General features: G+C 62.3%; 18 protein-coding genes. 16 read left to right on the forward strand and 2 right to left on the reverse strand.

The window, feature by feature from the left end; translation table 11 throughout:
* On the forward strand, positions 1 to 2,706 hold the full coding sequence (locus tag NET03_RS07040; RefSeq protein WP_252128201.1) for an ATP-binding cassette domain-containing protein: 2,706 nt from the start codon (positions 1 to 3) through the stop codon (positions 2,704 to 2,706).
* A 283-nt stretch (positions 2,707 to 2,989) separates the two neighbouring features.
* On the opposite strand, the gene NET03_RS07045 is transcribed toward NET03_RS07040, so the two are convergent.
* Entirely contained in the window at positions 2,990 to 3,781 is a 792-nt protein-coding gene (locus NET03_RS07045; RefSeq protein ID WP_252128202.1) for an SDR family oxidoreductase, read from the reverse strand.
* Positions 3,782 to 4,198: 417 nt separating this feature from the next.
* On the reverse strand, positions 4,199 to 4,573 hold the full coding sequence (locus NET03_RS07050; protein WP_252128203.1) for a VOC family protein: 375 nt from the start codon (positions 4,571 to 4,573) through the stop codon (positions 4,199 to 4,201).
* A 768-nt stretch (positions 4,574 to 5,341) separates the two neighbouring features.
* Between NET03_RS07050 and NET03_RS07055 the strand changes: the two genes are divergently transcribed.
* From NET03_RS07055 to NET03_RS07125, 15 genes are all read left to right on the forward strand, one after another.
* Positions 5,342 to 6,211, forward strand: a complete 870-nt coding sequence (locus NET03_RS07055; protein ID WP_252128204.1) for a branched-chain amino acid ABC transporter permease — start codon at positions 5,342 to 5,344, stop codon at positions 6,209 to 6,211.
* On the forward strand, positions 6,208 to 7,185 hold the full coding sequence (locus NET03_RS07060; protein WP_252128205.1) for a branched-chain amino acid ABC transporter permease: 978 nt from the start codon (positions 6,208 to 6,210) through the stop codon (positions 7,183 to 7,185). The genes NET03_RS07055 and NET03_RS07060 overlap by 4 nt, the downstream gene beginning before the upstream one ends.
* Positions 7,186 to 7,260: 75 nt before the next feature.
* On the forward strand, positions 7,261 to 8,688 hold the full coding sequence (locus tag NET03_RS07065; protein WP_252128206.1) for an ABC transporter substrate-binding protein: 1,428 nt from the start codon (positions 7,261 to 7,263) through the stop codon (positions 8,686 to 8,688).
* 3 nt (positions 8,689 to 8,691) lie between these two features.
* On the forward strand, positions 8,692 to 9,465 hold the full coding sequence (locus NET03_RS07070) for an ABC transporter ATP-binding protein (protein ID WP_252128207.1): 774 nt from the start codon (positions 8,692 to 8,694) through the stop codon (positions 9,463 to 9,465).
* Positions 9,465 to 10,196, forward strand: a complete 732-nt coding sequence (locus NET03_RS07075; protein ID WP_252128208.1) for an ABC transporter ATP-binding protein — start codon at positions 9,465 to 9,467, stop codon at positions 10,194 to 10,196. The genes NET03_RS07070 and NET03_RS07075 overlap by 1 nt, the downstream gene beginning before the upstream one ends.
* Before the next feature lie 15 nt (positions 10,197 to 10,211).
* Positions 10,212 to 11,474 carry a Tm-1-like ATP-binding domain-containing protein gene (locus NET03_RS07080; RefSeq protein ID WP_252128209.1) on the forward strand — a complete coding sequence of 421 codons (1,263 nt, stop codon included), beginning with the start codon at positions 10,212 to 10,214 and terminating at the stop codon, positions 11,472 to 11,474.
* A gap of 21 nt (positions 11,475 to 11,495) precedes the next feature.
* The gene (locus NET03_RS07085; RefSeq protein WP_252128210.1) at positions 11,496 to 12,335 is read left to right on the forward strand and encodes a phosphoenolpyruvate hydrolase family protein; all 840 of its coding nucleotides are present in this window, start codon (positions 11,496 to 11,498) and stop codon (positions 12,333 to 12,335) included.
* Between the two features lie 430 nt (positions 12,336 to 12,765).
* The gene (locus NET03_RS07090; protein ID WP_252128211.1) at positions 12,766 to 13,476 is read left to right on the forward strand and encodes a GntR family transcriptional regulator; all 711 of its coding nucleotides are present in this window, start codon (positions 12,766 to 12,768) and stop codon (positions 13,474 to 13,476) included.
* Positions 13,477 to 13,522: 46 nt separating this feature from the next.
* Positions 13,523 to 14,245, forward strand: coding sequence for a cyclase family protein (locus NET03_RS07095; RefSeq protein WP_252128212.1), 723 nt, complete (start codon positions 13,523 to 13,525; stop codon positions 14,243 to 14,245).
* Positions 14,246 to 14,250: 5 nt separating this feature from the next.
* Positions 14,251 to 15,222: a PEP/pyruvate-binding domain-containing protein gene (locus tag NET03_RS07100; RefSeq protein WP_252128213.1), complete on the forward strand. Its 972-nt coding sequence runs from the start codon at positions 14,251 to 14,253 to the stop codon at positions 15,220 to 15,222.
* Positions 15,223 to 15,237: 15 nt separating this feature from the next.
* Positions 15,238 to 15,852, forward strand: coding sequence for an HD domain-containing protein (locus NET03_RS07105; protein WP_252128214.1), 615 nt, complete (start codon positions 15,238 to 15,240; stop codon positions 15,850 to 15,852).
* Positions 15,849 to 16,748 carry an FAD binding domain-containing protein gene (locus tag NET03_RS07110; protein WP_252128215.1) on the forward strand — a complete coding sequence of 300 codons (900 nt, stop codon included), beginning with the start codon at positions 15,849 to 15,851 and terminating at the stop codon, positions 16,746 to 16,748. Before NET03_RS07105 ends, NET03_RS07110 begins: the two co-directional genes overlap by 4 nt.
* Positions 16,745 to 17,734, forward strand: coding sequence for a fumarylacetoacetate hydrolase family protein (locus NET03_RS07115; protein WP_252128216.1), 990 nt, complete (start codon positions 16,745 to 16,747; stop codon positions 17,732 to 17,734). Before NET03_RS07110 ends, NET03_RS07115 begins: the two co-directional genes overlap by 4 nt.
* A gap of 37 nt (positions 17,735 to 17,771) precedes the next feature.
* The gene (locus NET03_RS07120; protein WP_252128217.1) at positions 17,772 to 18,068 is read left to right on the forward strand and encodes a putative quinol monooxygenase; all 297 of its coding nucleotides are present in this window, start codon (positions 17,772 to 17,774) and stop codon (positions 18,066 to 18,068) included.
* 41 nt (positions 18,069 to 18,109) lie between these two features.
* The gene (locus tag NET03_RS07125) at positions 18,110 to 19,804 is read left to right on the forward strand and encodes a PEP-utilizing enzyme (RefSeq protein WP_252128218.1); all 1,695 of its coding nucleotides are present in this window, start codon (positions 18,110 to 18,112) and stop codon (positions 19,802 to 19,804) included.
* Positions 19,805 to 20,210 lie beyond the last annotated feature (406 nt).

Consider the following 20,210-nt stretch of genomic DNA (forward strand, 5'->3'; position numbering starts at 1 on the left):
ATGGATCCGGACATCCAACCGGTAGAAGCCTCGACCTCGGATGCCAGGCCGAGCATGGCGACACGCGTCGTCGTTCGGGCTGAGCGGTTCACTTACCGCTATCCTGCTCTTGTCCCTGGTGAACAACCACAGACGGCGCTTGACGATCTCACCTTCGCCATTCCCGCGCGACAAGTCGTTGGCCTGGTCGGTGCGAGTGGGAGTGGTCTGACCACGCTTTGCCTCGCCCTTGCTGGCTTGGTTCCCTATGAGACTGGCGGGACTGTGCGCGGATGGCTCGTTGTTGCTGGTCAGGAGACGACCAGCGTTCCACCGGCTGAGCTCGCCCGCTCGGTCGGCATCGTCTTCGAGGATCCGGAGGCCAATCTCATTGGGCTTTCTGTGGCGGACGAGGTTGCTTTTGCGCTCGAGCTCCGCGGGCTCCCACCGAGGGAAGTCGCGCAGCGGGTCGCTTGGGCGCTCGAGACTGTTGGTCTCGCGCACGACGCTGATCGGCCGTCCGGGCAACTTTCTGGCGGGCAGAAGCAGCGTCTCGCCCTGGCTGTTGCGCTCGCAGCCCAGCCCGAACTGCTCGTACTCGATCAACCAACCAGCCAGCTGGATCCACGCGGAAAGCGCGAACTTCTCCAGGCGCTCGCTGCGCTGGCAGCTGATCCCGTTCGCTCGCTGACGATCGTTTTGGCTGAGCGTGACAGTGACCTCCTGCTCCCGCTCGTCGAGCGCGTGCTCGGCCTCGCCAATGGTCGGCTTGTCCTTGATGCTCCACCCGCGGAAGCCTTCACCGATCCCGAACGTCTCCGCACACTCGGTACCGCTGAGCCCCAGCTGGCGGCACTAACCCGTCATCTTCGGACGCGCGGCCTGTCGACTGCGCCGTGCCTCTTCCGCCATGTCAGCGAAGCCGCGGCGTACTTGCGCACGGCGTTTGAGCGAGAGAGACAGGACTCGGGTAGACCGAGTCCTCTCGACCTGTCACAGAGTTCATCGGCCCAGCTGTGCGGTGCTGCCGGCCAAATGTTCGGCCCTGATCTCGCTCCTGAGCCAGTCCTTCGGATCGAGCGCCTCTCTTATCACTATCCGAACGGGCCGCTGGTCTTACGTGATGTAGAGCTCACCCTTGCCCCCGGCGAGGTGGTCGCTGTCGTCGGACCGAACGGCTCAGGAAAGACGACGCTTGCCCGGCAGGTGATCGGGGCTCTCCATCCCACTGCTGGTCGGGTCCTCGTTACCGGCCAGGACACACGGACGAAGACGATCGCCCAGCTCGCTGCGTTCGTCGGTTACGTCGCGCAGAATCCGGACCACCAACTCGTGCAGGCGACCCCCTTGGCCGAAGTCGCTTTCGGGCTTCGGCAACTCGGGCTCCCGGCCGAGGAGGTCGAGCAGCGAGCCCGCGAAACGCTCGCGCGCTTTGGTCTTCTGCCCTTTGCCGAGCGACAGCTCCCTCTCCTGAGTCGCGGGCAACGCCAGTTGGTTGCCCTCGCGGCAGCGGTGGCGCGCGAGCCCGCGCTGCTCGTCCTCGACGAACCGACCAGTGCTCTCGATCAAGCTGGCCGTGAGCTCCTCGTGCATCTCCTCGCCGAGCGTGCTGCCACTGGTGCGAGCACGCTGCTCATTAGCCACGATCTCCGGTTGGTTGCACGGTGTGCGCACCGCGTTGTTCTGCTCAGCGAGGGAATCGTGCGGGCCGAAGGACCGCCACATGTTGTTCTTGGTGATGCTGCGCTTTTGGAGGCGAATGGATTTGTCCCACTTCCGGTCACCGAACTGAGTTGTGCGTTGGGGTTAGCGCCAGCGCTCGAGCCTGAAGAACTCATCGCGGCGCTTTTTGTGCCATCCGCTGTGGTCGCTCCTGAGCCAACCCGAGGCTCTCGCTCGCCGACAGCGCCATCCATGCACGCCGAACCGGCCTTGTCGCCACGCCAACACGCGCTGCCTGCACTGGCACGCCTTGATCCCCGGGTCAAGCTCGCGCTCGTCCTCGTCGCTGCGCTACCGCTGCTCCTCTGGCAGAATCCGCTTGTCCTCGTGGTCGTGGTCATCCTGTTGCACGTTCTCCTCTGGCGTGGTGGCGGTTTCGACCGCGCGCGACTCACAGCGGTTTGGCGAGCGCTCGCGCCACTCCTCTTACTCGTGCTCCTGCTCCGTCCCCTCTTCGATCGTGCTGGTGAGCCGGTCCTTGTCTCTTACGGTCCGTTCACGCTTACCCTGCCAAGCATCCTTGGCGCGGTGGGTACGGCGCTCCGACTGGTCGCACTGGCGCTGCTCGCACTAGCCTGGGTCGCAACGACAAGTGAGCGAGCGTTGGTGCAAGGTCTTGTGCGGCTGGGGCTTCCGGCGAGCGTGGGACTTGCGCTCACTATTGGCCTTCGTTTCATTCCGATCTTTGCTCAGACGTTCTCCACAGCATCCGAAGCGCTGCAGACCCGCGGCTGGGTCATCCCGGAACGGGGGATGGCACGTCTGCGCGCCCTGCTGCCTGTTCTGTCCGCTGCTCTTGCGGCGACATTGCGTCAAGCGCAACAGCTGAGCTGGGTGCTCACGGTACGTGGCGTGGGCGTGCGCGGGCACCGCCCGCGTTTTGGGGAGCTCCGCCTCAGCCGACTTGACTGGATCGTACTCGTGGCTGGCCTTGCTGCAGAGTTCCTGCTCCTTGCGGCCACGCTCACCGGATTCGGTCGCTCTCCGCTGTGGCCGGTGGGCTGAGGCGGAGCAGTCTCAGTTCGACCGCAATTCGCGCAGGGCAGGAGGCACGTGCTGCACGCGATGCGACGGTCCCAGTGGTCAAAGTTAGCACCACGAAGGAAAGGCATATCGCGAGCGAACGGTCACCAGCTATTCTGCTCGGAATCGGCGGCTTTGGCCCCGGGGTACCCTCCGGTGTATCGTCGCGTACTCGCCAACAAGCGTTGGCATGCAACCACTCACGGCGCACCTTCGTGGTACAGCGCACCCCTATGGTCGGTTGTTGATCCACCAATTGCGTCGCTCAGTAGATGCACTTGATATAGCCGCCGTCCACCTGGAGTGAGGCGCCAGTAATGTAGCTTGCGCGTTCTGAGGCGAGGAAGACGACCGCGTTCGCGAACTCTTCCGGATCACCGTACCGGCCCAGCGGGATCTGGGCAATTGTCCGTTGGCGTATTTCCTCGACCGACACTCCGGCTCGTTCGGCATTGACTTGATCCAGGTAGAGTAGCCGCTCCGTGGCGATCCGTCCGGGGAGCACATTGTTAACACGGATGTTATACGGAGCGAGTTCCTCGGCGAGTGTCTTGGCCAGCGCCGCCACTCCTGCGCGGAAGACGTTGGACAAGATGAGGTTGGGAATCGGCACCTTGATTGAGGACGACGTCATCACGATGATGGCGCCGCCTCCCCGTGCTCGCATCGACGGGAGCACGCCCCGGATCAGGCGTACGACACTCATCAGCGTCAGCTCGAACGCTGCCTGCCAGGGGGTATCGTCCGGAAAGTCCTGGAAAGTGCCAGCTGGCGGACCTCCGGCGTTCGTCACCAGGATGTCGACACCACCGAAGTGGGAGACCGTTCGCTCGACGAAGTGCGCGATGTCCTCAGCGCGTGTCACGTCTGCCGGAACCGCCAATGCGTCCACCCCGTATTCGCGCGCGGCTTTGGCCACCGCTTCCAGCGCTGTCTCGTTCCGGCTACAGATCGCGAGGTTCGTCCCCTCTCGCGCGAAGCCAAGCGCCACGGCCCTGCCGAGCCCTTGACTGGCTGCTGCCACCATCGCGACCTTCCCGCGGAGCCCAAGATCCATCGCGCACCTCCCGACGAACGCATGGCGCCGGACGACCCTGGCCGGCGCCTCCTCGCACCCGCTGCCAGTATGGGCCGAGCGGCGCGCGTTGACAAGCCGGACTGAGGCGGTGTGTCACGACCAGAGGAGCGCTGAACTCGTTGCTCTACCCAGTACGGAATGCCCGGCACGGAGCTGACATTTGCTGGAGTCGAGAACCTCCCTTTGTCTCCTCGTCTCTCCCATCCAATGCGTCTGTGCGGAGCCAGGGCCTCGAGGTGAGACCTCGCATGCCCAGGCAGGAATGATCAAGGATGCCGCACAGGATGGAGTGCGGTCGCCAGGGGTCGGCATGCTCGCGGGCATGTGCGAGCATCGGGAGCTTTTGTGCCGCAATGCTGTCCTGGCGACGACAAGGCTTAGAACCTGCCCTGGCCACTACTCAGCAAAGGCCATAAACTCGAGTAAGTTCCCAAATGGGTCGCGGCAAAAGAAGCGAGGTCGTCCCGGAATTGGCGTCGCGTCGTAGGGGTGATATCCGGCCTCGACAAGCCGAGCGCGGATGGCTGCGAGGTCGTCGACTTCGAAACAGATGTGGCGCCGTGAGCGACCGCGCGTCTCGTCATCCTCGGCGACGATGTGGAGTTCGCTTGGCCCAACGTCGAACCACAGCAGGATATTGAGTCCAGCTAAACTCTCCGGAACCGGTTTCTCTCGGAGTCCGAGCACGCCACCGTAGAAGGCGCGTGCTGTCTCCGTCCCGTCGAGCGGTGCTGTGATAGAGACATGTTGAATCCGCTTCAGCGTGGTCATGCCATCCTCCTCCGTGGCGAACGTCCGCTCCTACCCGTGACCGTCATCCTTCCGCTGCGGCACGATCGCCGCATCCACCATGCGTCGCAAATACGCTGCCCCTGGGCCTCTCCAACGCAGCGCAGCGCCACCCACTGTGCGCGACAATAGTCTGCTCCCTGGCCTCATCTCGCCAGATCGGCTTCTCCCGCCGAATTTCCTTTGGGACGGCGCGTGAACCGATGAATGAGCCCTACCTCATTGCCGCTGCCAGCACCACGCCGCAGTTCCGGATCGGTATCGACCGACCTTCGAGGGGAACCTGTGGCGCACCTTCCCGACGGGGGCGGAGCAGCTCCTGAAGTCGCCAACCCTGGCTGGTTCCCCTGACCATAGACGGAGATGAGGGGCAAGTGGCCGGCCGGATCTCGGTGATCAGACCTGGCCACCAGCCTTGTGCCCCATCAGAAAGGGGGAGCGCGAGACGGTGGTACGGTTGGGAGTCCAGAATTGAGCCTTGTGGTTGCCATCGGATGTGCGACTTGCTGGCGTTCCCTCGGAAACCGGCGCGCTTGGCAGTCGGTCTCCCATTGTGCAGTCTGCTTCTCCCTGTCTCTCATGCTCAGCATCCTGAGCGCAGTGACAGTTCCTGGAAGGCGATGGTGCTCAACCTCCGGTCTGTTTCCTCTTGACAGCCACACCGCCCGCTCTTACGATAATCGATAATCGCAGATTCGCAACGGCCAAGCGCGTTCCGCTACCAAGTGAGCCGAGACGGCAGGAGATGCGATGAGTTGGCCACAGTTTGTGACCGTTACACTGAACGGTTTGACGCTCGCGGCGCTGTACTTCATCGTTGCTATCGGCTTCACCCTGATCTTCGGAGTGCTCCGCGTGGTCAACCTTGCCCATGGATCGCTCTACCTGTTTGGTGGCTACCTCGGCTGGAGCGTTGCCGATCGGACGGGGAGCTGGGTGCTGGGCGCTGTTGCTGCTCTGTTTGTCACAGCTCTTGCTGGACTGTTGCTGCAACTGGGTCTACTTCGACGGATCCATGGCCAGGAGCTCCGCGAAGCGCTCGTGACCATCGGCGTCTCGATCGTTGCCGCCGATCTCATGCTGGCACGTTGGGGCGGCTTCACCTATGACTTTTCGCCGCCGGAAGTGATTACTGGCGGTCTCCGTATCCCGCTGCTCGACATCGGCTATCCCCGCTATCGCCTCTTCGTGCTTGCCTTCGCCATAGCGCTCGGACTCATACTCTGGTTTGTCCTCGCGCGCACTCGTCTTGGAATCACGGTGCGTGCTGCCATCGATGACCGCGACATGGTCGCGGCAGTCGGCATCGACGTGCAGCGCCTCTTCGCGCTCATGTTCGCAGTTGGTGCCGGACTCGCGGGGCTCGCCGGGGTGATCGGCGGTTCAGTACTCTCGATCTCCTCAGGGGAAGACGCTCGGTATCTCTTAGCCTCGCTCATTGTGGTCATTGTCGGCGGGATGGGTAGTCTGCCGGGCACGGCGGTCGCGGCAGTGCTCGTTGCGCTGGTCGAGCAGTACAGCCTCGCACTCTTTCCCACCTACGCAGCGATCGTGAGCTTTCTGCTGATGGTCGTGGTGCTCGCCCTTCGTCCGCAAGGTCTATTCGGGAGGCCAGCGTGAGGAAGACTCGTCTCCTTGCAGCACTGCTTCTCTTACTCTTATTGACGTTTCCCCTCTGGGGCAGTGCCTACTTTGTCGGGCGCATCTTCACTCCCGCACTGTTTTTCGGCATTATCGCGCTCAGTCTTTCCTTGCTCGCTGGCTACGGCGGGATGGTCTCCTTAGCGCAGATGACGCTGGCAGGCCTGGCTGGTTATGGCTACGGCTATCTGACGATCACTCTCGGACAGCCGTGGTGGATTGGCATCCTTGCCGGACTGGCAGTTGCGACGCTCGCGGCACTGGTCTTCGGACTGATTGCGGTGCGTTCAACTGGCATCTACTTCCTGATGATCACTGTCGCGCTTGGCATGGTCGCCTACGCCCTTGCCAACCAGAATCGTTCGATCTTCGGCGGTCACACTGGGATTCTTGGTATCCGTGCTCCAGAACTTTTCGGCCATTCCCTGGTCGAGCGCACAATCTTCTACTACCTCTGTCTCGCAGTCGGTCTTGCGACCTATGGTTTTGTGCGTTATCTTGCTGGCACGCCCTTCGGGTTGGCCCTGCAAGCGCTGCGCGACGACCCGCGGCGCTTGTGTACGCTGGGCTATAACGTCGCGCTCCATCGCGTGGCAGCGTTTACCCTTTCCGGCTTCCTGGCCGGAATCGGGGGCTTGCTTCTCGTCTGGTACAACGGAGCTATCTCGCCAACAACGATCGATCTCACCCGGCTGATCAACATTCTTGTCATTGCTGTGATCGGTGGCCTGGCCTACGCCGAGGGAGCATTTCTCGGGGCGCTGGTCTTTGTTCTCGTCACCAATTTTGCCAGTTCCTTTACACAGCGCTTCAACACGATGATCGGACTCACCTTTCTCGCGATCGTCCTGTTCTCTCCCGAAGGGTTGAGCGGCATCGCGCTGCGCCTTTGGTCACTGCTGCGCCGCACGCTCCTGACGCGTGTTGCACCATCGCGCCATACCGGTCTGTAGCGAAGGGAGGTGTCTTCTCGTGTCGTGTGTGAAGGCCTGTTCCGGCGATCCGACGACAAGGAGAGGAGGAGAACGATGAACAGGCAGGAACGTCGGTTGAGTCGTCGGGTACTCCTTCGGCGCGCGGGACTCTTCGGTCTGGCAGCCTCTGCGTCGGCTCTCCTGGGAGCTTGTGCCGGCCAGCAGGCGACGCCAACTCCCGCTCCACCGGCTGCGAGCCCCACGCCTGCTGCGGCTGCCTCACCGACTGCCCCACCAGCGACACCAGCCGCAGCGGCTAGTCCGACGGCCACGGTTGGACCGGCTGCCGGTGAGATCGTCATCGGCATCCTCGCGACGTTGGAAGGAGCCTTCGCACTGTACGGTGAGGAGGCTGTTCGTGGTGTCGAGCTCGCCGTGGCCGAGTTTGGCGGAGCCATCGCTGGCAAGAAGATCCGTCTTGTCAAAGAGAGTACCGATGCCACACCGCAAGTCGCTCGCGAGAAGGCTCGGAAACTCATCGAGCAGGACAAGGTCGACTGCATCGTCGGACCGCTCTCCGGGGACGAAGGGCTGGCGCTCCGCGACTACGCCAAGACAATTCCCGATAAGACGATCGTCAACGGCACGTCGGCTGCCCAGGACACAACGCTGCGTGATCCGGCTCCTAACTTCTTCCGCTTCTCGACTGATGGCGTCCAGTGGATGGCTGGCCTGGGTACCTACTGTTATGAGGTTAAGGGATATCGCCGCGTCGCCACCCTCGGTGAGGATTACTCGTATCCCTATAGCCAAGTAGCGGGCTTCCTTCTGGAGTTTTGCCGACTCGGCGGTGACTGTGTCGCCCAATTCTGGGTTCCGATCGGGACGAAGGACTACAGTTCGGTCATCACAGCCATGCCCAGCGACATCGATGCGATTTACGTCATACTTGGTGGGGCCGATGCGGTCAATTTCCTCAAGGCGTACGCAGACTTTGGGGGCAAGGCGGCTCTCATTGGTGGGAGCTCGACTATTGATCAGAACGTTCTCGAGACGAAAGGTGCACTGCGCGAGCGAGTCATCGGTATTCCAGGTGCCATGCCGGTCGCGGCGGATAATCCCGATCCGGCTTGGAAAGCATGGGTCGACGCGTACCGGAAGCAGTTTCCCCAAGGCCTCAGCACGCCGTCGCTCTTCTGTTGGGGCTACTACGTTAACGCCAAGGGCTTACTCCTGGGTCTCCAGGCTGTCAACGGAGACCTAAGTGATGGACAGAAAGAGCTTCAAGCGGCTCTCGCCAAGGTTGAGTTCGACGGTCCTACTGGTCATATCAAGCTGGATAAGAATCGCCAGGCGATCGCGAACAACTTTGTTGTCGAAGTGGCCGAAGGACCGGACGGCAACTTGTACAATAAGCTCGTGAGGGTGGTCGAAGGAGTCAACCAGACGCTCGGCCTGCCCGAGGACAAGTACCTCGCACTCGGCTCGTTCACGCGCGACAACCCAACCTGCGAGAAAATCAAGCAGACCTTCGGGTCCTGAGTTATGGTCACTGTCGAGTTGCATCGCTCCCAAACCGCGGCTCGCGCCTTGGAACTCCAGGGCGTGAGCCGCCGCTTTGGTGGACTCGTCGCTGTCCGCGATGTCTCGCTGGCACTCGAGCCGGGCGAGCGACGTGCCATCATCGGTCCGAACGGTGCGGGGAAAACGACGCTCTTCAACATCATTACGGGCGAACTCCGCCCCACGGCTGGTATTATTCGTTTCTTTGGTCGCGACGTCACGCGCCTGCCGCCTCACCAGCGTATCCGGCTCGGCCTGGCGCGCACCTACCAGACCCCGCTCGTCTTCCCGCGCCTTAGTGTCGCCGAGAATCTCTACTTGGCCGTCCGGGGTGTCCAGCCGTGGCGACTCAGTCTCCGGCGACCCAGGGCTGAGGATCCGGAGCGCGTCGAGGTCGAGCGCCTCGCCGAACTTGTCGGTCTTCGGCATGCCTTACACGCGCTCGCTGGTGTGCTATCGCATGGGGAGCAACGACAACTCGAACTCGGGATGGCACTTGCTAGTCGCCCGAGGCTGCTGCTCCTCGATGAGCCGGCTGCCGGCCTCTCCCCCGGCGAACGAGAGCAGCTCACCGCGCTCCTCTTCGCGCTCGACACTGAGATCACAGTCTTGCTCATCGAGCACGACATGGATGTCGCGTTCCAGGTGGCGCAGCGGGTGACAGTGCTCCACGAGGGGAGGGTCATCGCTGAGGGAACACCGGACGAGATTGCCATGAATGCAACCGTGCAACAGGTCTACCTCGGAGGGACGTGATGACCGACACGCCGCTCCTCGAAGTCCGCGGGTTGCATGCCTACTACGGCCAGAGCCATGTCCTGCAAGGGATCGATCTGGTGCTCGGGCACGAGCCTCTCGCCGTCCTCGGACGGAACGGTATGGGAAAAACAACGCTCTGCCTCGCACTCACCGGTCTTTTACCGAGCGTCCGCGGGTCTATTCGCTTTGCTGGGCACGAGCTCGTCGGCCAGGCACCGCATCGGATCGCTGCACTTGGGGTGGGGTACGTCCCGCAAGGGCGACGGATCTTCCCCTCCCTGACAGTTGAGGAGCATCTCCGGCTCGTTCCGCGCCGTGCCACTGGCACGGGTGACGTATGGACACCAGAACGCATCTATGCGCTCTTTCCGCGTTTGGCCGAACGAAGACGCCAGCCGGCCGGCACGCTTTCCGGTGGTGAGCAGCAGATGCTGGCCATCGCTCGCGCGCTCCTCACCAACCCGCAACTGTTGATCATGGACGAACCATCGGAGGGGCTCGCTCCGGTCATCGTCGAGCAACTCATTGCCACACTCCGACATCTCGCGGAGGGCGGGCTTGCCATTCTCCTCGTCGAGCAACGACTGGCTGTCGCGACCGCTGTCGCTCAGCGCATCGCCATCATGGTCGGCGGACGGATCGCGCTCGAGACGACCTCTGACAGACTCCTCGCTGATCCGGCGCTGCAACAGCGATACCTTGGGGTGAGTGCCCGGCGCGCGGCATAGGGAAAGGGGGCGAGGATGCCGACTGTCGTGCTGATCGGCACGCTCGATACCAAGGGTACGGAGTATGCATTTCTGCGACAGCGCCTCCGCGAGCACGGTTGTGAGGTTGTTCTTGTAGACGCAGGCGTGCTTGGTGAACCCCAGACCGTCCCAGACGTCACCCGTGAAGCCGTCGCGCGGGCTGCCGGTGTCGAGCTCGCGGAACTCGTCGCCCGCGCTGACCGCGGGTATGCCATCGCCACCATGGCACGGGGAGCAACCGCGGTCGTGCAGGAACTCTTCCAGGCAGGACGCTTGCACGCGATCCTTGCGCTCGGCGGATCTGGGGGATCAGCAATTGCCACTGCAGCCATGCGCGCGCTCCCGATCGGCGTCCCCAAGTTGATGGTCTCGACCCTCGCCTCCGGTGACACGCGGCCGTATGTCGGAGCCAGCGATATCGCCATGCTCTACCCGGTCGTCGACATCGCCGGAATTAACCGGATCAGTGAGCGCATCCTGACCAATGCTGCAGCAGCGATCGCTGGTATGGCGCAGGCCTACGAAACCTACCAGCCGACGGTGCCAAGCAAACCGCTCGTCGCCGCCACAATGTTTGGCGTCACAACACCCTGCGTCACTGAAGCTCGCCAGGAACTTGAGGCGCGCGGCTACGAAGTTTTGGTGTTCCATGCTACTGGTACCGGTGGCCAGGCGATGGAGGGACTCGTCAAGGGTGGCTTCTTGGCCGGTGTGCTCGATATCACCACGACAGAGCTCGCCGACGAACTCGTCGGGGGTGTGCTTTCTGCGGGGCCAGAGCGATTGGAAGCAGCGGGTGCAGCTGGCATCCCGCAAGTTGTCTCCCTGGGGGCACTGGACATGGTCAACTTTGGCCCGCGTGACACTGTCCCCGAGCGCTTCCGGCAGCGCCGCCTCTACCAGCACAACCCCACCGTGACGCTGATGCGCACCACCCCGGAGGAGTGTGCCGAACTCGGCAAGATCATCGCCCAAAAGCTGAACGCTGCGCGTGGTCCAGTGGCGGTCTTTATCCCACTGCGTGGCTTTTCTGCGATCGACGTGGAAGGCAAGCCGTTCTATGATCCGGAGGCAGATCGCGCTCTGATTGAAGCGCTCAAAGCCAACCTCGCCCCTCATGTCGAGGTACACGAGTGGGATACCGATATCAACGATCCGGCGTTCGCTCGGGCGATGGCCGCACGCCTCGATGAACTGATTCGGGCACAGGCTACGGAGAGGACGCTCTCGCCTGCGCCTGAAGGAGAGACCAGCTGAGCTGGGGAAGGAAGGCAACCAATGAGTTGGCGACCGATGACGCGTGCCGAAGCACTTGCCAAGCTGCGTGCCACCCTGGCCGAGGGAAAGCCGATCATCGGCGCTGGCGCAGGAACAGGACTCTCGGCCAAATGCGCCGAGGCGGGTGGAGCAGACCTGATAATCATTTACAACTCGGGTCGCTACCGGATGGCTGGGCGAGGTTCCCTGGCCGGGCTCATGCCCTACGGCGATGCCAACGCCATCGTCGTTGAGATGGCTGCCGAAGTCCTTCCCGTTGTCCGCCATACACCAGTCCTGGCTGGCGTTTGCGGTACCGACCCGTTTCGCCTTATGCCGGTCTTTCTCCGTCAGCTCAAGGAGATGGGCTTTGTTGGCGTCCAGAACTTCCCGACCGTGGGGTTGATCGACGGGATTTTCCGCCAGAACCTCGAAGAGACTGGAATGGGGTTCGATCTCGAGGTCGAGATGATTCGGATCGCCCACGAACTCGATATGCTAACTGCCCCATACGTGTTTGATCCGGATCAGGCTCGGGCGATGGCCGAGGTGGGAGCGGACATCATTGTTCCGCATGTCGGGCTGACGACAAAGGGGATGATCGGGGCCAAGACCGCGCTCACGCTCGATGAGGCCGTCGAACGCGTCCAGGCGATGTGCGATGCCGCCAAAGCGGTCAATCCGGACGTGATCGTGCTCTGCCATGGTGGGCCGATCGCCGAGCCTGAGGATGTCGCGTACGTGCTCGCCCGGACGCGCGGCGTGGTCGGCTTCTTTGGTGCCTCGAGTGTCGAACGATTGCCGACTGAGCGGGCGATGGTCGAGACGATGCAACGATTCAAGGCACTCCGCCCAGCGTGAGGGAAGCGTGGTGCAATGTTCCACGAGCGAGGGACAAGTCATGCTCCTCAAGCCTTGAGCCCGAACTGCTTGACCTATCCCTGGGTATGGACGAGTGCACTGGTTGCGACGGAATCAAGAAGGAGGAAGCGAGAGATCGAGGCGCAAGATCTAGGACCCAAAGCAGGTTCCGCGCCGATTTCCGGCGTGTCCTCGGAGCAAACTCGGGCCAGCAGTTGGAGCCGCGGTCGCATTTGTACGCGGCGCAGCTCATCCTCACTGCCCCGGAGTCGGTAATGATCTGTCGAGGGGCCGGGTACCGAGCAGTTGGTTACCGCCTGAAACCGGGGCAAAGGTAAGCAAGGCTCAGCAGTGTGGCGCTTGACAGCCTGCGGGGCGGACGTAGTATCATCCTATAGAATCGATTCTCGAAGGAAGTGTGAGGCCATCGATGTCGGATCCCAGGTCACGCAACCGCGATCAACTCCTTCCGAAGCCGATCGTCCGCCGCGTTCTCCGCGAAGAGATCAAGGAGTACCTGATCGACGCGATCCTCCGTCGCCGCCTTGCCCCCGGTGACCGCATTGTCGAGACGCGCATCGCGCAGGAACTCGGTGTCAGCCAAACGCCGGTCCGTGAGGCGCTGCGGGATCTCGAGCTTCTCGGTTTCGTCACCAGCGAACCCTTCCGTGGTACTCGTGTCCGCGCCTTCACCCACGAAGAACTGGTCCAGATCTATCCCATTCGCGCCGCGATTGAGGGAGTTGCGGCCCGTGCCGCTGCGACCCGCATCACCACCGAGCAGCTTCTTGCCCTGGAGGAACAGCTCGACCGCATGCGCGAGGCGACCGAGTTCGGCGACGAGGCGACGGCGATCGAGGCTGACATCGCCTTCCACCGTATCATCGTCGAGGCGTCCGGGAACCACCTCCTCCAACAGTTCTGGACAAGTCTGAGTCTGGCAACCACCACCTTTCTCACCTTCTCTCTTCACCGTCGGGCAATCGAGGGACTTGCCGCACGTCACGAACCTATCTTGGAAGCGTTGCGTACGCGCAATCCTGACCTCGCGGAAGCGGTGATGCGTCGTCATATTGAGGAGCCGGGACGCTGGGTCTACGAAGCACTGTCTCGAGAGCAGAGCGCTGACCAGGAGCGTTGAGCTGTCAATGTTTTGCCAAAGCAAGTGGTGAGAAGGGAGCAGTTCAGTGGGTGTTCGTCTGATTGATCTCTCCATGCCGGTGCACAACGACATGATCACCTTTCCGCGTGTCCCACCTCCCAAGATCGAGATGCACGAGTCGTGGGAGGAGTTTGCTGAGCGGATCGGTGCTGCTCAGTATGGCGCGACGTGGCTCACAGCCAGCTACCGCCTGCAACTCAACGATCACGTCGGCACGCATATTGATGCCCGGAAACACCTCGTCGCCGAGGCTCCCGGGCCGGAGGGTATCCCCCTCGAGTACTGCTATTCCGATGGTGTCCTCCTGGACTTCCGCCACAAGGAGAAAGGCTCTGGTATCACTGCTGCTGAACTCCAGGAAGCGCTTGACAGGATTGGTTACCGCCTCAAGCCACTCGACATTGTCCTCATCTGGACGGGTGCTGGTGCATATCAGAACGAGCAGCGCTACCTCACCGATCACTGCGGCATGACCCGCGAGGCAACGCTCTGGCTCATCGACCAGGGAATCAAGGTGATGGGAATCGATGCCATCACCTTCGACCCACCTGTCTGGGCCATGTTCGAGCGTAAGCAGTTCTGGGAAGCTCATCTTGTGATGCGGGAGCACGAGTACTACCACATCGAGAATATGACGAACTTCGATCAGATCCCGCGTCCCTATGGGTTCAAGGTTGCGGCCTTCCCCATCAAATGGGTTGGAACGACCGCAGCCCCGGTGCGTGCAGTCGCCATTGTCGAGGAGTAGTTCCCATGAGGAGGGCTGCCACGGCTGCGCTTGTCCGCTGGTTTGACGATCCCGCCTGTGCCGACGTCACGCAGGCCGGTGGCAAAGGGGCGAGTCTGGCTCGTCTGGCGACTGCGGGTCTTCCTGTCCCGCCAGGCTTCGTCGTCACCAGTGCCGCTTTCGCGGCGTTCCTGGAAGCGACAGGACTTGACGCGACCATCCGCGCACTGCTTCGGCAACTTGATCCGGGTCAGCGGCACCAGCTGGAGGCTATCGCGACGGAGCTCCGGCAGCTTATCACGAGCCAACCAATCCCACTGGAGCTCGATGCAGCGGTCGCTAGCGCCTACGCTGAACTCGGCCACGGTGAACCGATCCCTGTGGCGGTCCGCTCCAGTGCGGTGGCGGAGGATTCCCATCAGGCGTCCTTTGCCGGTCAGCAGGAAACGTTCCTCGATGTGCGCGGGATCGATGCGGTGCTGGAGCGAATCCGCGATTGCTGGGCATCCCTCTTCGGCCCGCGCGCCCTTTTCTATCGTGCTCGCAAGGGGTCGCTCGACGACCTCGCCTTCGCTGTTGTCGTTCAACAGCTCGTCGTGCCGGAGAAGGCAGGCGTGCTCTTCACGGCTGATCCCGTCCAGCGGCGACGCGATGTGCTTGTGGTCGAGGCGGTCTGGGGCTTCGGCGAGTTGCTCGTCTCCGGTGAGGTTACGCCCGACCATTATGAACTCGACCGACGGAGCCGCCAGCTACTCCGTACCCTCGTCCCGCTCAAGTCGCAGATGCTGGTGCGAGCTGAGCAGGGTGGACTGATCGCGGTATCCGTGCCTGAGCATCGGAAACGTGCCCGCGTGCTCGACGAGCAGGAACTCGCCGCACTCTGCGCGCTGGCGGAGCAGGTCGAAGCGTTCTTTGCTGCGCCACAAGACGTCGAGTGGGCGATCGACGAAGGACAGCTGTTTCTCTTGCAAAGTCGTCCGATCACGACGCTCGTCTGAGGGCAGGAGCGGCCAATGCCGACCGATCGCGAGCTGCTCGATCGAGCACACCAGTGGATCGCTCCGTACTGGAACGCCGAGCACTTGCGCCGGACACTCGACTGGCTCTTTATCCTGGAGCCGCAGGCAAGCCTGGCGCTTCGGCTGGCGGCGCTGACTCATGATATGGAACGCCACTTCCCAGGGCCTGATTCTCCGCGGCTCAATGTGCAGCGCGGTATCCCTGATCGCCTCTATGAGGAGCAGCACCAGAAGCGTTCGGCACGCATCGTCGCTGTGTGGCTGACCGAACAGGAGGCCGACCTTGCCCTTGTCGAGGCCGTACGCGATCTTGTGGCAGTGCATGAGTGGGGAGGCTGGCCGGAAGCTGACCTGCTGCAGGCGGCCGACTCACTCAGCTTCCTCGAGGTCAACGTTGATCGCTTCATCGGCCGTGGGCTTACCGGTGAGCAGGGCTTCACGCCCGAGCTCGTTGCCGTCCATTTCCGCTATATGGCGGAGCGGATCAGGATCCCCCGAGTCCGCGAGCTTGCGGAGCCGCTCCTCCGCACTGCACTGGCCCGACTGCAAGAGCAAACGGTGATCGCTGCCTCTGCTCCAGTGGACGGTCGATCCGGAGGCAGCCGATGATGGACTGCACAGTCGTTGCTCCTACGGTGCTCGATGAGGTGCTGGCGCTGCTCGCTAGTGCAGGGGAGGATGCCGTCCCCGTCGCTGGAGGAGTTTGGGTCACGCTGACACTCCGCCATGGACTCATCAGTCCGCGCCTGCTCGTTCACCTGCGAAGAGTTCCGGAACTCGGCCGCATGGTCGTGGAACCGACTGGTGAACTCGTCATCGGGGCGTCGATCACACACCGCGCGGTCGAGCGCTCGTCGCTTGTCCGTTCGCATTCACCTATTCTAGCAGAGATGCTTGCCGAAGTGGCGAACGTCCGTGTGCGCGAACAGGCGACGCTGGTCGGCAATCTCTGTGAAGCTGACCCGGCTTCCGATCCACCGACGGTCTTGGCCGCCCTCGGTGCCTCGGTTGAGCTCCTGAGCCGGCGCGGGCGTCGCCTGGTACCCGTGGCCGATTTTGTCCTCGGGGCTTACCAGACCGCGCGTGCGCCGGACGAGCTCGTCACCGCGATCCGAGTACCGCCGCTGCCACCACGAGCAGGAGTCGCTTATCTCAAGTTCCGCACCCGTTCGCACGAGGATCGTCCCGCTCTGGGAGTAGCGGCTGTCGTCTTGCCCGATGACGCAGGACGCATCGCGGCAATCGACCTTGTCGTCGGTGCAGCCGGCGATCATCCGCAGCGCGTACCGTCGGTGCTCGAACACGCTCGTGGACTCCCACTCGATGAGGAACTCGTCACCGTGCTCGCCAGCGCATATGCTGGAGCTGTCGAGACAGTCTCCGATCTCCGGGCCAGTGCCTGGTACCGCCGGGAGATGGTCAGAGTGTTCGTTGCTCGTGCACTGCGCCTGGCTGCAAAGCGCGCCGGTCTTTACTACCAGCAGGGAGGGAGTATGGACGCATGAAGCTCGCCACGTTTGCGGTCCCGAGCCCGGCCGGTGCCATTCGCCGGATGGGCGCTTTGGCCGATGGTTGGCTTGTCGATCTCCAGGTCGCCTATTCCGCCTACCTCGCACGGACCGATCCTGGCTGTGAGGCCGAGCGGCTGGCTGCGCTGCTCTTGCCAGACGATATGGTTGCCTTTCTGGGGCATGGGACACTTGGATGGGAAGCAGCAGCTCGGGCGGTCGAGGAGGGACTCCGCGTCGAAGAAGCGTTCGGGAGACGTACGCGGTATCGACTCGAGGAAGTTCGTCTTCTCGCGCCGCTGCCGCGCCCGCGGGTGATCCGGGATTTCCTCACCTTTGAAGGGCATATGCGCAATGCGAGCCGTGCCCTTGGCCGCGGCGGCGAAATTCCGCCAGCCTGGTATGAGGTGCCAGCCTACTACAAAGGGGATCCCGAGACGGTCGTCGGCCCCGACGCGGACGTGGTGATGCCGCAGTACACACAGCAATTTGACTTCGAGCTCGAACTCGGAATGGTGATCGGCCGGCGCGGCAAGGATATTCCGGTTGCGGAGGCACACCGGTACATCGCTGGTTTCACCATCTTCAACGACTTCAGTGCGCGCGACCAGCAAATGCGTGAGGCTCCGATCGGGATGGGGCCGAGCAAGGGGAAGGATTTCGATACCGGCAACGCCATTGGCCCCTTCCTGGTCACTCCCGACGAACTCGACGTGACAAACCTGCGCATGGTGGCGCGTGTCAACGGCGAGGTGTGGTCAGAAGGATCGAGCGCGGGGATGCATTTCTCGTTTGCCCAACTCATTGCGCACGTCTCGCAGAGCGAGACCATCTACCCAGGCGAGCTCTGGGGTTCGGGTACGGTGACCAACGGCTGTGGGCTTGAACTCGGCCGCTACCTGAAGCCTGGCGACGTCGTCGAATTGGAGGTGGAAGGGATCGGTGTGCTGCGCAACCGCGTGGTGCGTCAGCCTGCGTCGTGAGCAGCGTGTGCGGAAGGGAAGGAAGGAGGAGTGTCCGATGCCGTTCGTTGTCGTCGCCCACTACTACGCCAAGGAAGGAAAGGCCGACGAGATCGCAGCCATCTTGAAAGAGATGGTCACGCTCTCACGGTCGGAGCCCGGCTGCTTGGTCTATTACGTCAACCGGTCACAAGACGATCCGCGCAAGTTCTTGCTCTACGAGCAATACCGGAGTCGTGAGGACTACGAGGCACACAAGGCGACCCCGTACTTTCAGGAGAAGATTCTTGGGACGGTCGTCCCGATGCTCGAGAGTCGCGTGCCAGAGTTCTACGAGCTCGTTGAGCCAGAGTGAGCGTTGATTCGCTGTTGTGCTGCGCGGAGAGGAGGGAAACCATGGCCCAGGAGCGACCGGAAGTCCAGCTCCCCGTGACCTTCTTAGGTGACGAGTCCTTCCCCGTCGAATGGGCCAGTGAGGAGGAGAAGCAGCTTTTCTGGTGGTGGGATGACCTCCACTGCCCGAACCCACTCTCCCCGATGTTCTTCGAACTCGGCGGTTGGTGGGCAACCTGTGCTTATCTCTATCGTCGGTTTGGTGCACCGTTTGGCGTCGACTGGAAGGCGAAGTTGGTCAACGGCTATCTCTATACCGCTGTTGTCCCGCGCGATCCCAAAGAGGCGCAAGAGATCGCGCCCTATTACAACATGGTCATGCGCGTGTATGCCGAGAAAGGCCTGGAATGGTGGCAGGAGCGGCTCCGCCCAGAGATTGAGCGGAACTTTGCCTATCTCGATTCCTTCCCCTATGAGACGGCTTCGCTCCCCGCACTCATGGTCCTCTTGGAGGATGCAATCGACATCCAAGAGCGTCACTGGCGGATCCACTGGATCCTCAACCTCTCGCAGTTCCAAGCCTCCCTCGACTTCCAGAGCGCCGTGCGTGAGGTCATCGGCGACGTCGATTCCACCCTGCTCGAGCGGATCATGGTCTCGGATAGTGACCGCAACTGGGACGCTGTCCGCGCGCTCTGGGAAGCGAAGGAGCGAGTCAAGCGCAACGTCGTGCTTACCGATGCCTTCAGCAAAGAGACGCCGGTCGAAATCCTCGCCGAACTCGAGAAGACGGCCGAGGGCCGTGAATTCCTTCGCTGGCTCGACGAGTACAAGCGCGAGTTCGGTCATAAGGCGCTTTTCAGCCACGAGTATATCTACCCGACCTGGTACGAGAATCCCGCCCCGATCATCGCCGCGATCCAAGGGTATCTCCAGACGGACTATTCTTATCCAGAGGCCATTCAGCGCCTCCGTCAGGATCGCGATGCTGCTATCCAGGAGCTCCTCAGCAAGATTCCGCCGGGTGACGTCCGTGGACGCGAACGCGTGGAGGCGGCCCTTCACCGCGTCCTCCAGATGATGCCACTCACTCCTGACCATCACTTCTATATCGACCAGGGTACATTTGCCCGCATGCGCTACGTTCTCCTGGCGATCGGACGACGCCTGGTGGAGGCGGGCCTTCTCGACGAGCCGGACGACGTGCTCTTCCTCCGCTACCATGAACTCCGCGTCCTCGCTGCCGAACCCTCCAACCTGCCGAACGCTAAGGAACTGGTTCGCCAGCGTCGTGAAGCACGTGAGCATGCATTCTCTATCCGCCCGCGTGAGTGGATTGGCACGGCCAGCGAGTGGGCACTCTTCCAGGAACCTTATAAGACACTCTGGGGATATCCTCAGAAGTTCTTCGACTCGCTCAAGCCGCGAGAGGTCACGCAACGGATCGAAGGAATTCCAGCCTCGGCAGGGGTGATTGAAGGCACTGCCTTCGTCGCCCACACGCTTGAGGATGTCGATGCGCTCAAAGGTAGCGAGATTCTGGTCTGCCGCATGACCAACCCAGCTTGGGTGGTCGCCTTCACCAAGATCGCTGGCTTGGTGACCGATTCCGGTGGACAACTCTCGCACCCTGCGGTCGTGTCGCGCGAGTTCGGCATCCCTGCAGTCGTCGGCACGAGCGTTGCGACGCAGGTGATCCGTACGGGACAGCGGATCCGTGTCAACGGCTCAGCTGGCGTCGTAGAGATCCTGAGCTGAAGCGGAGGGTGCCAAGATGACGAGCGGTCGGCCGCAACCGGTCGCAGCGGATCGGCCTGACGGCGTGGGTCGTTGCAGCACATCTGACCGCGGCCGGCCGCTCGTGGTCCTCGCGTCCTCACCCACTGATCGCGGAACCGCCGATTCTCGTGTCCGGTGCGCTCAGCAAGAACAACGGATGACGTGGTGGCACGTGGCCTGGTGGGATTTCGTTGGCAGTGTCGCTGCCCCGTACCCTGCGGCACGGTCTATCTCATCTGACGCGGTAGCGAAGAGGGACTGTTTTCCACCCCAAGCGAACAGCGGTTCGCCTGGTGATCCCTGTTTTGTGCGACAGCTCTACTGCGTTGCTGGCGCAAGCATTACGCTCTCTATGGTGCATCGGCACTCGTGGGTCGAGACTTCC

The organism is Thermomicrobium sp. CFH 73360 (assembly GCF_023806465.1).
In the GTDB taxonomy this organism is placed as follows: domain Bacteria; phylum Chloroflexota; class Chloroflexia; order Thermomicrobiales; family Thermomicrobiaceae; genus Thermomicrobium.